General features: G+C 45.0%; 16 protein-coding genes. 13 read left to right on the forward strand and 3 right to left on the reverse strand.

Going from position 1 to position 15,955, the window contains the following annotated elements; all coding sequences use genetic code 11:
- Positions 1–197 precede the first annotated feature (197 nt).
- From CWO08_RS11295 to CWO08_RS11350, 12 genes are all read left to right on the forward strand, one after another.
- A complete protein-coding gene (locus CWO08_RS11295) occupies positions 198–809 on the forward strand; it encodes a flavin reductase family protein (RefSeq protein WP_102433227.1) in 612 nt (203 codons plus the stop codon).
- Positions 810–853: 44 nt separating this feature from the next.
- A complete protein-coding gene (gene cobT, locus CWO08_RS11300; RefSeq protein ID WP_108020449.1) occupies positions 854–1,900 on the forward strand; it encodes a nicotinate-nucleotide--dimethylbenzimidazole phosphoribosyltransferase in 1,047 nt (348 codons plus the stop codon).
- On the forward strand, positions 1,900–2,706 hold the full coding sequence (locus CWO08_RS11305) for an adenosylcobinamide-GDP ribazoletransferase (protein WP_108020450.1): 807 nt from the start codon (positions 1,900–1,902) through the stop codon (positions 2,704–2,706). The genes cobT and CWO08_RS11305 overlap by 1 nt, the downstream gene beginning before the upstream one ends.
- A gap of 9 nt (positions 2,707–2,715) precedes the next feature.
- The gene (cobU, locus tag CWO08_RS11310; protein ID WP_108020451.1) at positions 2,716–3,318 is read left to right on the forward strand and encodes a bifunctional adenosylcobinamide kinase/adenosylcobinamide-phosphate guanylyltransferase; all 603 of its coding nucleotides are present in this window, start codon (positions 2,716–2,718) and stop codon (positions 3,316–3,318) included.
- 9 nt (positions 3,319–3,327) lie between these two features.
- Complete coding sequence (gene cobC, locus CWO08_RS11315) at positions 3,328–3,945, forward strand: alpha-ribazole phosphatase family protein (protein WP_108020452.1); 618 nt, start codon at positions 3,328–3,330, stop codon at positions 3,943–3,945.
- Positions 3,946–4,085: 140 nt separating this feature from the next.
- Positions 4,086–5,882: a M3 family oligoendopeptidase gene (locus tag CWO08_RS11320; protein ID WP_108020453.1), complete on the forward strand. Its 1,797-nt coding sequence runs from the start codon at positions 4,086–4,088 to the stop codon at positions 5,880–5,882.
- 278 nt (positions 5,883–6,160) lie between these two features.
- On the forward strand, positions 6,161–7,189 hold the full coding sequence (locus CWO08_RS11325; RefSeq protein WP_108020454.1) for a succinylglutamate desuccinylase: 1,029 nt from the start codon (positions 6,161–6,163) through the stop codon (positions 7,187–7,189).
- 133 nt (positions 7,190–7,322) lie between these two features.
- Complete coding sequence (gene btuC, locus CWO08_RS11330) at positions 7,323–8,318, forward strand: vitamin B12 ABC transporter permease BtuC (RefSeq protein ID WP_017070911.1); 996 nt, start codon at positions 7,323–7,325, stop codon at positions 8,316–8,318.
- Entirely contained in the window at positions 8,305–9,063 is a 759-nt protein-coding gene (gene btuD, locus CWO08_RS11335) for a vitamin B12 ABC transporter ATP-binding protein BtuD (protein WP_108020455.1), read from the forward strand. The genes btuC and btuD overlap by 14 nt, the downstream gene beginning before the upstream one ends.
- A gap of 91 nt (positions 9,064–9,154) precedes the next feature.
- Positions 9,155–9,514 (forward strand): DUF6559 family protein, encoded by a 360-nt coding sequence (locus CWO08_RS11340; protein WP_048658532.1) that lies wholly within the window; start codon positions 9,155–9,157, stop codon positions 9,512–9,514.
- Between the two features lie 399 nt (positions 9,515–9,913).
- Positions 9,914–11,350 (forward strand): lytic polysaccharide monooxygenase, encoded by a 1,437-nt coding sequence (locus tag CWO08_RS11345; RefSeq protein WP_102530319.1) that lies wholly within the window; start codon positions 9,914–9,916, stop codon positions 11,348–11,350.
- A 238-nt stretch (positions 11,351–11,588) separates the two neighbouring features.
- Positions 11,589–12,077 (forward strand): GNAT family N-acetyltransferase, encoded by a 489-nt coding sequence (locus tag CWO08_RS11350; protein ID WP_065103620.1) that lies wholly within the window; start codon positions 11,589–11,591, stop codon positions 12,075–12,077.
- Positions 12,078–12,213: 136 nt separating this feature from the next.
- On the opposite strand, the gene CWO08_RS11355 is transcribed toward CWO08_RS11350, so the two are convergent.
- On the reverse strand, positions 12,214–12,789 hold the full coding sequence (locus CWO08_RS11355) for a nucleoside triphosphate pyrophosphohydrolase family protein (protein WP_048664881.1): 576 nt from the start codon (positions 12,787–12,789) through the stop codon (positions 12,214–12,216).
- Between the two features lie 209 nt (positions 12,790–12,998).
- Here CWO08_RS11355 and CWO08_RS11360 point away from each other — a divergent pair, with 209 nt between their 5' ends.
- Positions 12,999–14,069: a diguanylate cyclase domain-containing protein gene (locus CWO08_RS11360; RefSeq protein WP_108020456.1), complete on the forward strand. Its 1,071-nt coding sequence runs from the start codon at positions 12,999–13,001 to the stop codon at positions 14,067–14,069.
- Between the two features lie 16 nt (positions 14,070–14,085).
- Here CWO08_RS11360 and CWO08_RS11365 read toward each other — a convergent pair whose 3' ends face one another.
- Together CWO08_RS11365 and CWO08_RS11370 are read right to left on the reverse strand one after the other, a co-directional pair.
- Positions 14,086–14,652: a DUF1415 domain-containing protein gene (locus tag CWO08_RS11365; protein ID WP_081228582.1), complete on the reverse strand. Its 567-nt coding sequence runs from the start codon at positions 14,650–14,652 to the stop codon at positions 14,086–14,088.
- Positions 14,653–14,737: 85 nt separating this feature from the next.
- A complete protein-coding gene (locus CWO08_RS11370; protein ID WP_102530321.1) occupies positions 14,738–15,937 on the reverse strand; it encodes an MFS transporter in 1,200 nt (399 codons plus the stop codon).
- Positions 15,938–15,955 lie beyond the last annotated feature (18 nt).

The following is a 15,955-nucleotide window of genomic DNA, read 5'->3' on the forward strand; positions in this document are numbered from 1 at the left end:
AATGTAAGTTATTGATAAATCTATTGTCAGAATTGTTGGTGTTATAGGGTTCGTCAATTTGATTGTCAATTTGAGAAAAAACCAACGTGATCTGTCTAAATTAAGAACACTCTCTGCGGTTTCTAGTACTTAGCCATAGATACGACTCTTCTTAACACGTAAACTGAGTCGTAATTCACATAGACCAAGGACGTGCTATGAACTTCAAGCTTGATACTCTTGCTCCCACTCAGATTTATCACCTGATGACACAAACCGTTGTTCCTCGCCCTATTGCGTGGGCATTGACGGAATCTTCTGACCAAGAGTACAACCTAGCGCCTTTCTCTTATTTCACACCCGTTTCCAGCAATCCACCGCTACTGATGTTGTCGGTCGGGAAGAAGCCAACGGGCGAAATCAAAGATACCACTCGTAACGCCCTTGAAACGGGTAAGCTGGTGATCCATATCGCGTCTTCAAGTTCTGCAGAAATAATGACGGCAACAGCTGCCACTCTCGATCATGGTGATTCTGAAGTAACCGCGAATAATATTGAGCTGGTTGAATTTGAGGGCTTTTCTTTACCGAGAGTGAAAGAGTGCGCCGTGGCTTTTGGCTGCACATTGTATGAAGTTAAAGAAGTCGGTGAAGTACCGCAAAGCCTTATCTTTGCTCAAGTTGAACAGGTGTATATCTCTGAAGGTGTGATCGATAAAGAGAGCGATCGCTTGAAGATTGATGCACTAGCACTTGATCCTTTATCTCGACTGGGCGGCGGTGAATACGCGACGCTTTCTAATGTGTTCTCTGTAGCACGCCCTAAATAGCTTTCCTAACTAAACCGTACCCAGAATAAGCGTTTATAAAAACTATGTTAGATACCCAATACTCGCAGTACATCCAACACCGTATTGACCAAAAAACCAAGCCACATGGCGCACTTGGCTTACTAGAAAAAGTCGCGCATCAACTGGCATTGATTCAGAGCCAAGGCAAACAAGCTGCGGTTGAACACATCGAATTGAATACGCCAAGTATCATTATATTTGCTGGCGACCATGGCATAGCAGATGAAGGTGTGAGTATTGCTCCAAGCGCGGTAACACAGCAGATGGTGTTGAACTTCCTAAATGGAGGTGCAGCGATCAATTGCTTCTGTGCGGTGAATAATATCGATATCACGGTAGTCGACACGGGGATATTGTTGCCTGTGGAATCTGATAGTGGCATGTTGATTTCTCAGCGCTTGGGTACGCGAACCAAAAACTTTGCCAACGAAGCGGCAATGAATTTAGAAACGGTGGAACGTGGGATTGAACTGGGCGCAGAGCTTGTATCTAGAACCATTTCGAATGGCACCAATATCATCATGTTTGGTGAAATGGGCATCGGCAATACCAGCAGCGCGTCAGCGATTTTAAGTGCGTTAGCGAATCGCTCTGCAGATGAATGTGTTGGCCTCGGAACTGGCATCAACAATGAACAGCTTGCACGTAAAGTGGCTGTGGTTGAGCAAGGTGTTGCGCGTTGCAAAGGTTTAGATGCGACTGATGTTAAAGATATTAAAGAGGTACTAGCACAAGTCGGCGGTTATGAAATCGTTCAAATGGTCGGTGGTTTCCTTGGTGCTTACCAAAACAGAACACCAGTATTAGTCGATGGCTTTATCGTGTCGGTTGCGGCGTATGTCGCGACCTTAATTGAACCGAACTGCCGTGACTATATGATCTTTGCACATCGCTCTGAAGAGTCAGGGCACAAAATTCTGTTAGAGCTACTAGACGCTGAGCCGTTGCTTGATCTTGGGTTGAGATTGGGCGAGGGCACTGGTGCAGCTTTGGCGATGCCAATTATTCGTGCGGCAGCCGAGTTCTATAACAACATGGCGAGCTTCGAAAGCGCTGGAGTCACGGTTTAATGAGTGATACTCCAGAAGGATCGTTGAAAGATCGAGTCACTTATCAATGGGAGCTGTTTGCTCTGGCGATGGGTTTCTTTTCTCGATTGCCAATGCCAAAGAACACGCCTTATTCAACAGAGCGAATGAATCGTTCTGGTCGCTACTTTTCAACGGTTGGTTTGTTACTTGGTCTGTTGTGTGGCGGTGTGTTCTTGCTGCTTAATACAGTATTACCGAGTTCGATTGCCATCTTCTTGATGATGAGTTTCAGCTTAATGCTCACTGGCGCTTTCCATGAAGACGGCTTGACTGACATGGCGGATGGCATCGGTGGCGGTATGACACTTGAACGCCGCTTGACCATCATGAAAGACAGCCGAATTGGTACATATGGTGCGTCTGCGCTGATCATGGCATTGCTTGGTAAGTGGGCTCTGCTCAATGAACTCGTCAGCTTGACTGGGTTGTTTATGGTCATCGTGACGAGCTACACCTTTAGCCGAGCGATCGCAGCATCGCTGATTTACGACATGCCTTATGTCAGTGATTTGGACACGAGCAAGAGTAAGCCATTGGCCAACAAGCAAACTAAAGGTGAACTTGTCTTTTTATTGTTTGTGGGCGTACTGCCTAGCCTGTGGTTTGGTCTTGAATTCGCTATGGTTTTATCGGTCGTCGCCTATCTGTTCAGAGCAGGTTTCAAAAAGTGGTTAACGGCTCTAATAGGTGGCTTTACTGGCGACTGTTTGGGGGCAGCACAGCAATTGATGGAGTTATTGATTTACCTGGTATTCATTACTGCATTTTACAATGGCTTTCTATAACGGTTTCCTATGACAAACACGAATCAAATTAGTCAAGCAAGTCAGCGAAACAGTCATCTGGTATTGGGTGGAGCTCGTTCTGGTAAGTCTAGTTTTGCAGAGCAACAAGCATTATGTGCGCTTGAAGCATGTTCAAATAGACGCCTTAACTATATTGCAACGGCCACTTATTTGGACGACGAAATGCGAGAACGAATCGCGCACCATCAACAACGTCGTGGCGAGCAGTGGATTGAGCATGAAGTTCCCGTCGAATTGGCCGAAAAACTGCAGTCTTTTGAGAAAGAAGATGTGGTGTTGATTGATTGCCTAACCTTGTGGCTGAACAACATCATCTTTGAACTGGGTGATGACGCAACCAATGAACAGGTTGAAGCCGTGGTTGAAGTATTGGTCAAAAGCGTCGAGCAAAGCCCAGCGCAAATTATCATGGTGTCTAACGAAGTCGGTTTAGGTGTGGTGCCACTGGGTAAAGTGTCGCGCTTGTTTGTTGACAATGCTGGGCGAATGAACCAAGCGCTAGCTCGCGTTGTTGAACGAGTCACTCTGGTCGCAGCAGGGTTACCACTGAGCTTAAAACCATCCAATCACTTGCTTGATACTCAAGCCTAGGTCACGCACATGGTCAATGGAACAACCAAAAACATCTATCTGCTAAGACATGGCAAAGTCGAAGGAAAAGCTGCACTTAATGGTTTATCTGATGTATTGGTGAGCCCTGAGCTTCAAGAACAGATATGTCAGGCGCTTGCTACACAAGACATTACCTTTGATAGCGTGGTTACCTCGCCATTAAGACGATGTGGTGATCTCGCGAGCTTGTATGCAGAGCGTATGTCTGTGCCTTTGTCGATTGCACCAGACTTTCAGGAAATGAACTTCGGTGAAGTAGATGGTGTCCCATTTGATGAACTTAAAGACAAGTGGGGAATGTTAGAAACCTTTTGGCAAGATCCTGCTAATCATCAATTAACTGGCGCAGAAAGTTTACAGGGCTTCCACGACAGAGTAACTCAAGCTTGGTCGCAACTTTTGCATGATTCAAGTGACAATATATTGTTGGTTACCCATGGTGGTGTGATTCGCATATTGTTAGCGCACTACCTTGATATCGATTGGAAAAATCCGAGTTTGTACTCGAAGTTATCGATAGAAAACGCGTCGATAACTCATATTCAAATCACTCAGTTTGCACAGAGTTTTATCAGCGTTAAATCGATAGGGCTGCCTGTTCTCTGAGTGTTCAAAAAACACAGTTTAAGACTTAACAATCTATTAGATCTGTAAATAGACACAGATCTAATAGATCGAAATATAAAGCGGCGTTCACAGCCGTTATACCTGATTGGTATTACTACTTACGTGAAAGGAATTTAGTCATGACAACACCGAGTTGGGATCTAAGCATTGCTTACAGCGATCTTAATGATGCAAAAATCGAACAGGACATTGAACTCATTCAGCAGTGTATTGAGCTGTTGAACTTACACGTTGAAAAGCGTCACATCATTCTAGCGATGCAAAACGCGATTCAGACTTCAGAAGCGGCAGGCACGCTACTCAGCACGATCAACACTTTCGCTAATTGCCACGCATCGGTAGACGCGACACACACAGAAGCGAAAGCACTGCTTGGCCGTGTCGCAAAGCTGAGCTCGGAAATGTCTCAAGCGTTCAGCCCTTACGAAGACACGCTAATTCACGCAGAACCAGAATTTATTGATGCCGTATTAGAGCATGACAGCGCAGATGTAGCAGGACAACGCTTTGCTATCGAAAGCTCACGTAAGTTATCAAGCAGTCGACTCAGTGTTGCTGAAGAGCAGTTATTGGCAGCTATGAAGGTTGATGGGCGTGACGGATGGGGTCGTTTATACGATAACCTAACCGGTTCTTTAAAACTGTCGCTAAAGCTGGACGGTCAAGACGAAGCTCTAGGTTTTTCACAAGCCGCGAGCCTGTTGTACGGTAGCGAATTCGACAAACAAGAACCGGCATGGCGCGCCGTTCAAGGCGCGATGAAAACGCATCAAGAGTCTTTTGCTTCGATCCTAAATGCATTGGCGGGTTGGCGACTGACTGAAAACAAAAAGCGCTCGAAGATTAGCGATGTACACTTCCTAGATCCAAGCCTACACGGCAGCCGCATTGTGCCAGAAACGCTAGACACCATGATGTCGGTAGCCAAAGCTAATCGAGCAGTAGGCCAGAAAGCAGGCCTGTTAATGGCAAGAGTTCACGGGCTCGATGAAATGAAGCCTTGGAACCATTTAGCAGCAATGCCACCGCTGGGTGACAGCGAATCTAAGGTTTATCCATTTGATGAAGCGATCGAAGTGATCAAAACCGCCTTCGCTGAAGTAAATCCAGAGATGGCTGATTTCGTCGCATTAATGGTTGAGAACGGTTGGATTGATGCCGCTCCAGCTGCCAATAAACGTTTAGGTGCGTACTGCACTAAATTTGCTGCGACACGCACCCCGCTTGTGTTCATGACATGGAGTGGTAGCCGCTCAGACTTAATGACATTAGCGCACGAGCTAGGCCACGCGTTCCACAACTGGGTGATGAAAGACATGCCGTTGTGTCAAACACGCTACCCAATGACGCTAGCAGAAACCGCTTCGATCTTTGCTGAAAACATCGTTCGTGACCATCTATTGAAGCAAGCACAAACACGTAATGAGAAACTTGAAATGCTGTGGGAAGAGCTTTCTTCTTCTTTGGCATTAATGGTGAATATTCCCGTTCGCTTCGAATTTGAAAAAGCCTTCTACGAACAGCGTGAAAAAGGTGAGCTCACGGCTCAGCAGCTGTGTGACCTGATGGAAACCACTTGGAAAGAGTGGTACGGCGATGCAATGACAGAAGCCGACCCTTATTTCTGGGCGAGTAAATTGCACTTCAGCATCTCTCAAGTAAGCTTCTACAACTACCCATACTTGTTCGGTTACCTGTTCAGTAAAGGTGTTTACGCTCAGCGCGATGCGAAAGGTGAGCAATTCTATGGCGATTATGTTTCGTTGCTTCGTGATACGGGCAGCATGATGGCGGAAGAAGTGGTTCAAAAGCACCTTGGTATGGATCTGACTCAAGTGGATTTTTGGCAACAAAGCATCGACATGGTCAAAGTTCAAATCGATGAATTTGAAAGATTGCTCGATCAGGAAGATTAATTGATCTCAATCTGTTCATAGCAGGTAAGAGCTGTGTTAGCTTACGTGGCTCTTATCTTGCTGACATGACTTGAGAAAAGCTGAGACAGCCAAAAGTTGCTTTAAATAGAGAAAGTTATTTGGAACAGATGTCGGTTAGTAAAGTCAGCAGGTAATATAAAAATATATGGGTAGTATTTGTGAGTGATAACGGAGTTTCTATTGATAAGTGCGATCCTAGCAACGCAATTTCTATGTACAATTTATTAACATACGGCCGTGCAATTAAGGAGTAGCGCATGACGAAGACCCTCTTTCGCCAATCATTTCTTTTTGACAGCCTAGATCTTGAGCAAGAAGTGGTTGCAGGACAGACCGTACTGACTAACGGTGTTCAAATTAAGCTTCATCAACGCGGTGTATTGGAAGTGATTCCCGCGGAGTATAATTCCGAAACCAAGAACATCATCTTTTCAACCGGTGTTCATGGCGACGAAACCTCACCAATGGAGCTGATTGATAAGCTCATTGAGGATATTGAAACTGGCTTCCAAGTGGTGACAGCAAGATGTTTGTTCATCATCGCACACCCTGAAGCGACCAACGCGCATACTCGTTTTCTTGATGTGAATATGAATCGTCTGTTTGATGATAAGCAGCACGAGAGTAATCGAGAAGTGGATATCGCGAAGAATCTAAAGTACTTGGTTACGGAGTTTTACAAAGAAACGGTACCTGCCACTCGCTGGCATTTAGACCTGCACTGTGCAATCCGTTTATCTAAGCATTACTCTTTTGCCGTGAGCCCGAAGGTTCGCCACGAAGTACGTAGCAAGGCCTTGTTCGATTTTATCAACAGTGCTCACGTTGAAGCTGTGTTGTTGTCGAATGCGCCAACGAGCACCTTCAGCTGGTACAGCGCTGAAAACTTTGAAGCGCAAGCACTGACAATGGAGTTAGGGCAGGTAGCAAGAATTGGTGAGAACCGGCTTGATAAGCTTACTGCTTTCGATTTGGCGATGCGCAATCTGATTGCTGAAATAGAACCAGAGCATTTACCAAAGAAAACCATTACTTATCGCGTAAGCCGAACCATAGTTCGTTTGCACGATGACTTTGATTTCATGTTCTCTGATGACGTTGAGAACTTTACGGCATTCAAGCACGGTGAAGTGTTTGGTCATGATGGCGATAAGCCATTGATGGCGAAGAATGAAAACGAAGCAGTAGTGTTCCCAAATCGCAACGTGGCTATCGGTCAACGAGCGGCCTTAATGGTGTGCGAAGTTGAAACACGATTCGACCATGGTCAGCTTGTGTACGATTAATACCGAGCAGGGTTAAAGCGACGAAAACAACCGCTCAACTGGTTGAAATATCAAGGTTCACATTACGGTGTGAGCCTTGAGTTTATTTAGGGATACAGGTAAGGTTACGCGAACAATTTCAAAGTAGCTTGATATGGATTTCCAACAACTTCTTCACCAGAAACAGCGCAAATGGACCCGAGCCATTTATCTGATGGCAGCACTGCTTGTCGCGCTGAGTGCGATTTACCTAATGGTTGGCGATCTCTTCATTTCCCCTCTGGACACCTTGTCCACGTTAGAACAAAAACTACTGATTGATTTACGCTTACCTCGATTATTAGCAGCGATTGCGATCGGGGCAGGGCTAGCTGTATCTGGCGCAAGCTTACAAGTCTTATTAGGCAACGTATTAGCAGAGCCAGGAGTACTCGGCATTTCTGGGGGCGCAAGCCTCGCCATGGTGATTGTGCTGTTCTTCTTGCCGTTTGCGCCGACCCCAGAACTGTTCATGATTGCTGCGGTTTTAGGCTCGCTCTGTTTCACCGTGATACTGGTGAGCATGGTAAAAACGATGCGACTCACCACGGCTAAATTACTGCTGGTGGGTGTTGCATTAGGCATTCTTTCTGGCGCGATGGTGACATGGGCGTTCTATTTTAGTGATGACTTAAGTCTACGCTTGTTGATGTATTGGCTGATGGGTAGCTTGGGTGGTGTAACTTGGTACCAACACTCGCTCACGTTAGTGATGATCCCCGTTATTATCTGGTTGTGTTTGCAAGGCAGCAAACTAGACAAACTGATGATAGGCGAAACGCATGCCGCACAGTTAGGCGTGAATGTTCCGAGATTACGTTGGCGTTTAATCTTCGCTGTCTCAATTTTAGTCGGCTGCGCGGTTGCCTTAGGTGGCGTGATCAGCTTTGTTGGCTTGGTTGTGCCACACTTATTGCGTTTAGCGATTGGTACTGATAACAAATATCTGCTTCCTTTGTCTGCCGTTGCTGGTGCTGCATTGCTGGTATTTGCTGATATCTGTGCAAGAACCTTATTAGATTCCGCAGAGCTGCCTTTGGGTGTGATGACCACCAGTATTGGTGCGCCTATCTTCATTTGGATGTTAATTAAAAATCATGATTCAAATTAAGAGCCTGAGCGTCGGCGCTCGTTTATTACCACTATCATTTGAGCTCAAGCAAGGGCAGGTGACTCATGTTATCGGCCCGAATGGCAGCGGTAAAAGTACCTTACTCGAAGCGATATCTGGCATTGGTGATGGCTATAAAGGTGATATAAAGTTCGACGGGCAGGATTTGTCACAACTGTCGCTACAAGATTTATCATTACATCGTGCTTATTTATGCCAAAGCGCAAGGCCAGCCTTCAACTTGGAAGTATTCCAATACCTTGCGTTGTCATTGCCAAGTTCATCGCATGGCCTTGAGGCTGAAATCAACGCAGCTTTGGAAGAAATTAGCCAGATGCTAGACATTGCAGACAAACTTCATCGTTCAATTCAGACACTGTCTGGTGGTGAATGGCAACGCGTTCGTTTGGCGGGCATGTGTCTGCAAATTTGGCCGACACTTAACCCCTACGCGAAGCTGCTGATCCTTGATGAACCTGCCGCTCCGTTGGATATTGCACAAGAAGCCTTGTTGTACAAGCTCATTGAACGAGTAGCAGAGAAGGGGATCGCAGTTATCATGGCTAACCATGATTTGAACAGAACCCTAAGACACGCAGACCAAGTGTTGCTGCTCGATAAGGGCGTACTGCAAGCATCAGGTACCGCTACAGCAGTGCTTATTCCAGAACAACTAGAGTCCGTGTTCAACACTGAAGTCAAAAGTATCTCAGTCGATAATCAAACCTATCTGCTGTTTGGTTAGATAGGGCGTTTGTCTAGAAAGAGTATTTGCTAAAAGGTTATTTGGTTAAGCGGATTCTTGGGTTCAAGACGAGTTAGTAAAGGAAGCAAATATGTTTAGATACATCCAAAGAAGAAGAATCAAAAAGGTGATTAAGTCTTTGTCAGCAAAGATGGTAAAGAGCTACGGAAGCCGTGATTTCTTCTCTATCGGACAAGTAGAAACTAGCTCTAAAGACCTGAGTACGCGTCAGCAACAAATTGCTTTCGCGCTGTTTGCTGATCCACAAGATTTCAACACTGAACTGGCGACCAACATTCAATTGCTGCGAAAAGATGTGTCTAATGACTTCTTCGGTGGAGAAGAGTACACAGCGCGAGATGTACTCAATCTATTGGGTGGCTGTGGTTGGAAGGGCGGTCGTATGGACGATGACATGTCGCATCGTATGGGCATGCATAGCCGTTATTAATTACCTTCTCATTACTCAACTTGTGTACAACTCGTGCAGCATACTTAATGTATATATTGGAAGCGGCTTAATCATTAAGCCGCTTTTTTATTCACTTTGAATAATGTTGCGTCAATCAAGACGGAATACTGAGATCCGATAATTCGAAGCAACATCATCTATCGACAACGCATTTCTTTGAGTTGTGTGACTCTGATTCCTATCAATATAAAACCCGCTGTTATTGATAAAATTGACGTATATATTTTTCGTTGTTCTTCAAATAAAAACTATAAACCCTCGAAGTGCAATTTTGATTGGTAAGTGACCAATTGATGTGATGTGCAGGGTAAAATAATAGAGAGTGGGAAAGTGACAACAATAAATAATAATATTCTAAAAGTAGCAGTAGGTATGGCTATGCTATCGAGTGTGCCTTCAGTGGCAAATGCTCATGGTTGGTCTGAATTTCCAAGTGCGCGTCAGAACTCGTGTTACGAGCAAGGCGGAATCTGGTCGGGTACACCACCTAATGCTGCGTGTGCTCAAGCAAAAGACATTTCTGGTTCATATCCGTTTGTTCAACGTAACGAATACGCTAAAAATGTTCAGGATTTCAATAATATCAATGCTGTAAAAGCGGCGATTCCTGACGGTACGTTATGTTACGCCAATGATTCGCAAAAACGCGGTATGGGTGCGCCTCATACTGGTTGGACTCGTACTGAACTAAATACTGGTACGTTTGAATATGTATTCAATGCGACTGCGCCACACAACCCTTCTTTTTGGGAGTTCTACCTAACGAAACCAAACGCAGACCTAAGCAAAGGCTTAGCGTGGGGAGACTTAGAGCTTATCCAAGAAGAGGGTAACGTTCCGGTTAATGGTGGTAAGTACCGCATTAACGTCACTATCCCTTCAGACCGTTCTGGCGATGCGATTCTATTCGTTCGCTGGCAACGTGATGATGCTGCGGGCGAAGGCTTCTACAACTGTTCAGACATCACTATCGCGGGTGGCACAACCCCTCCACCAGAGCCGGGTCCAGAGCCCGATCTAGTGCGTGGTGATCTGTTTGTTTCAGACCAATTTGGAACGCCAGAAGTTGGTGATACAGTTAAGTACGACATCATCAACAAGTATGGTGAAGTAGCGCGTAGCTTCGACATCGTCATCGATGCTTCAAACATTAACGATTGGGCTCGTTTGTTGGCTTCAGAAATCAATGGTTGGCATGAAGAGTTTAAAGATGGCGCGATCTTCATTGGTGACTGGCACGCTGAAATGCAGCACTACATGTACTTCCAAAACGATCCTTCACGTAACTTCTTCAACTCAAAAGATAGCCGTGCTTCTGGTCAGTTAACGCTGATTGATGGTGGCGACGGTGGTGTTGAACCACTGAAAGGTGACATCTACGAGCTAGTGAAGAGTGACAATGTTGTGAATGCTGGCGATAAAGTTGTGATTGCAACAAGCGAAGCGGCGACATTGACTCAAACTCAAGGTTCTTCAGTAAGCATCCAGAATAACGGCACGGCTTCTATCGTAGTTGATACCGCTGGCATCACTGCAAACGAAACTCTATCGTTTATGGCTAGCTCAATTGAAAACGACAGTGTTGAAACCTTCACGTTCGAAGTGATTGCTGATGGCAGTGGCGTGACACCAGACCCTGATCCGACTCCTGACCCAGACAATGGCACTTGGGACTCATCAGCGACTTACCTTGGTGGCGAAGTCGTGACTTACTCGAACCAGTCATGGAAAGCGCAATGGTGGGTTCAAGGTGGTACAAACCCTAAAGCGACCTACGAAAATGACAAATGGGGCGTTTGGCGTCCAGCTCAATAACTCCATAGGTTTCACGATATGGGCACACCTGAGGTGCCCATATCTAATGACCTCGAGTTTAACTAACCTTGATTCCACGAATTTACTTCTTCAGAACATCCAGATACATTCCTCACGTCAGCCCCAATAAAAACAATTTCATCTAACCTATTGTTAAATATTTACTATTTGGTAATGTGTCTAGTTGCACATTGAGGATGTGCATCACATTTAGCGAAGAATAATAGTAGGAGTTGCGATGAGTATTATAGTGAGACGGTCTGAACCGTCAGATGCAAAGGGAATAAAAGAAGTTTACGAATGCACTAATGCTTATACCGGTACGCTGCAACTCCCAAATCCATCTCTGGAAAGCTGGCAGAAACGAATCTCCAATATACCTGATAACGTGTACTCGTATGTCGCGATGATCGACGATGAGATTGTTGGTAATTTGGGAATGGAAGTGTGTGTAAACCCGAGAAGGCGTCATGTTGCTTCATTCGGTATGGGTGTTAAAGATGATGTATTAGGCAAAGGTGTCGGTAGCCAACTGCTCGCGACCGCGATCGACTTGTGTGATAACTGGATTAACATCAAGCGATTGGAGCTCACTGTCTATACCGATAACGAAAGAGCGATCAGCCTATATAAGAAGTTTGGTTTTGTGATTGAAGGTGAGTCAGCAGGGTTCGCTTTTAGAAATGGCGAATATGTGGCGGCTTATCATATGGCTCGACTGGTATAGTGTTCTGCTTCTAATACAAGGCTCCAATTAACACAGCTAGAGTTTTCTAATAGATAATAAAACGCCACGTTAAAATAACGTGGCGTTTTCGATTTCAGTCAACTGAGGCTTTAAAGTGTTTCAGTTGTAGCCTTACTTAAGCCGTTAGAGGCTCAAGGTTCGCAGGGCGGTAGTGTACTGATTTTAGTACTTTACCTTGGCGAACTGTCTTGCCTTCAGATACGAAATCTTCCGCACACTTCGCGATGATGTATTCGCCTTTTTGAACAGCCATCAGTTTGATGCTCTGCTCAGCATAGAAAGCTTCCGTTTCAGCGTATTCTGTTTCGTTGCGACATACTTTGCTCATGTTGCTTGAGTGTACTTCGTCCCAACAAGGTAGAAAGTCGATTGAACGGTTTTTAGAAACATTCAACAGTAGGTCGATCAGGTAGCTGATTGCTAGGTTGTCTTCTACTTTCGACTGACCAAGGTGGACTAAACGTCCCATCAAAACATAAACGCTGTCTACAATAGCGTCCGCTTGTTCGATTTTAGAGTCAGCTTCTGCAAGTTCTGTTAGTTCTTCGATCGCTAGAGAGGTATGTAGCGTATCGCCTTTTTCGTCCATTGTTTCAGGAGCAGCAACAGGCAGATCAAAAGTACTGCGGAACTCTTCAATGTCGCGGTAAAGGTGATCGTAGATTTCTTGGCTTAGTTGAGAAAGGTTCATTTTCCTATCCATTCTGTTTCGTTAATGGATTATTTTATCAAAGCTCGGAATAGGGTGCTAACGCAAAGTCGAAGAAGTCGACTTTTATTCATTGGACCAATGAGGTATTTTGCATACAAACCGATTGATTATTATGTTTTCTGCCCTTTATTAGTAATAACCTCAATATTGGTGTTGTCATTTATCTCGTCAGCAGTGGGATCTCCGTTATGTACCAAGCCAGTGAAAGCGAAATTGTTATACGCCGTTTGTATCAAATCACCAATGATTATCGAAAGGGCTTCGATATTCAGATCGCTCAGCTGCTTATTATGGGGCTTGAACGCTTCAACCTTGATATTGGTATCTTATCGAAAGTCGATGGTAATTCTTATTTAGTTGAGCACTGCGTTACACCTGAAGGGGTAGAACTCAATAGCGGTGACACCTTCGATTATCGTTCGACTTATTGCGAAATTACTTGTAAATCGATTGGTCCTATCTGCATTGAGCATTGTGGTAAACACGATAAGTATGCGACTCATCCTGCCTATCAGTCTTTTGGTTTGGAGTCATACATTGGTATTCCCATTTTCGTTAATGATGAGCTTTATGGCACCTTAAACTTTTCAAGCCCAGAGCCTTATCATCGTGAGTTCAAAGAGTTCGATATCGACGTGATGAGGCTAATGGCCTCATGGATCGAAGTAGAGCTGGTTAGAAGACAACAAGAACGAAAACTCAAAGAGCTCAATGAGAAGTTAGAGTACCAAGCTATGTACGATCCTTTGACACATTTACCAAATAGACGTTGCTTGTTCAAAACGTTGAATGCGGAAGTCGAGCAGTTAAAAGGCTCTTTAGGAAAAGGAACCTTGGCAGTTGTCGACATCGATTTCTTTAAACAGGTCAATGACACTTATGGCCACCAAATGGGTGATGTTGTCTTAAAGAAAGTGGCGAACGTGCTAAGTAATAACACTCAAGAGGGTGAGTTTGTGGCGCGTTTTGGTGGTGAAGAGTTTATTCTTTGGTACCCAAATAAAACACCAAGTTGTGTAGAAGATAAGCTCATGACTCTTTTGCAAGAGATGAAGAAAATCACGCTGGATAGAAAGCCTGTTACTATATCAATCGGTGCGTGTCATTTTGAGTTGAGTACAGGGGATACCAAAGGGGAAAGGATGTCGGCGTTAGATAAGCTAATCAAAGTTGCCGATGAATGTCTGTACATTGCGAAACAAAATGGACGAGATCAGTTTCTTTCTCGTCCATATCATCAAGAGCGCTCAGGAATATGAGCCAGCATGTTAGAGATTAACTGAACAGGTAAGGGAATAGCTTACGACGTTCTTCCGGCGTTAAAGACTCAACTCTCGCGATGTTGGTATCAGGAATCGCTTCAGGGTTAGGGTAGTGCTTCAACACCTTTTCCATACTCGCTTCACGAATCAAATGGTAAACCGGATACGGAGAACGGTTCGTTAGGTTTTCATCGTCTTCTGGATCTGCACCGCCAAAGCAATAGTCTGGGTGGAAGGTTGCCACTTGGTAAACGCCTTCCCAATCTTCTTGCTTGATCAGCGCTTCAATCCAATCAATGAACATGTTGTAATCGAAGAAATCTTGCAGCATGTTAGGAACCACAACCAGAGTCGTTTCTAGTTCAGCGACTGGTGTGTTATCTAACTCTACGAAATGCGTCATGATGTCTTCCAACAACGCTTCTTCCGTATTCGCTTCACTCACAAAGATCTTAATCTGTTTATTACGTTGTGGCTTGGCTGCAAATGGACACAGGTTTAGGCCAATAACGACATCGTCTAACCACTGTTTTACTTGGTCGTGGATGGTTTGAAGATCTGAGCTTTGAGTGTTCGACATAACAGGTTCCGAAATGAAATTTTGCGTAGGATATCAGAACGAACGTTAATCAAAAGCAATAATTGAGTTACAACCTCAGTCGTACTTATGCTTGTGCGAGTTTGGACGCCGATACTTGGCGCTGTTTTAACTGGTAGACCCAAGCAAATATCGCGACATAGAAGATCGAGCCGCCTGCAATCACGCCATTCCAACCGAACAGTTGCCAGTAATAAAGGAGTAAGAAGCCTCCTAAACTGCCACCTATGTAGTAGTGGACTAAGTAAAGTGCCGTTGCTGTCGCTTTGGCGCTCGGTGCTTTTTGGCTCACCCAAGAGTAGGCAAGAGTGTGGGCGAAGAATGCTCCGCCACTAATTAATAACAAGCCAGCTAACATGAACGGGACTTTATCGACCGCAGAAATTAGCATCCCAATCAGGCTAATACACACGCCCATTAATATACCGTTTAACGGATCAAAGCGAAGTGTCCATTTGTTGGAGAGCTTAGAGCTTACCGTTCCGGCCAAGTAACATAGGAATATAAGCGAAGCTAAACCCACTGGCACAGAGTGAGGCGCAGATACTAGCCTAAAGCCCATTACCGAATACAGGTTAACGAACAACGCGAAGTTAGCACCACCAATCAACATCGCGAGCCACAAGGTACGGTTTCTTAAGTGCATCACAACCGAGCGGTTATGTTGAAAGAACAACCCTTTCTGTGGTTTGAAGTTTTGTTGATCAGGCAATCTAAAGGCGATATAGAGCGCGCCAAGCAAAGATCCGACAACGAAAAACAAAACCGTTGCGTGCCAGTTGAAATAATCCGTAATCAAGCCACCCAATACACGCCCGAAGATGCCACCTAAAGAATTAGCCGCAATATATCCTCCAATCGCGACTGCGAATGCTTTGGGTGATAACTCTTCGACCATATAGGCAACCGCCACGCCCGCAAAAGCAGCGACTGCGATTCCCATGAATGCTCGGGCAATAACAAGTTGCAGTAGAGTGGTTGTGAACACCATGCTCAGCCCGATTAGCGGGATAGCAAATAAGCTGAACAGAATGATGGGTTTTCGACCGAAGGTTTCAGAAGCGATCGCCCAAGGCACTAAGCTGATGGAAAGCCCAAGTGTTGTCGCGGCAAACAGCCAGTTGATTTGAGTTTCAGATACTTGGAAGTGCTCCGCCATGTGCGGCAAGATTGGCTGAAAGAGGTAAAGGTTACAGAAAATGATAAACGAGCCAATCGCCAATGATTGGGTGATGCGTTTGTATTGAGGACTGCCTTTATCAAACATTTACGTTGTGCCTGCACG

Origin of the sequence: Vibrio sp. 10N.286.48.B8 (genome assembly GCF_003050085.1) — a bacterium.
GTDB lineage: Bacteria > Pseudomonadota > Gammaproteobacteria > Enterobacterales > Vibrionaceae > Vibrio > Vibrio crassostreae.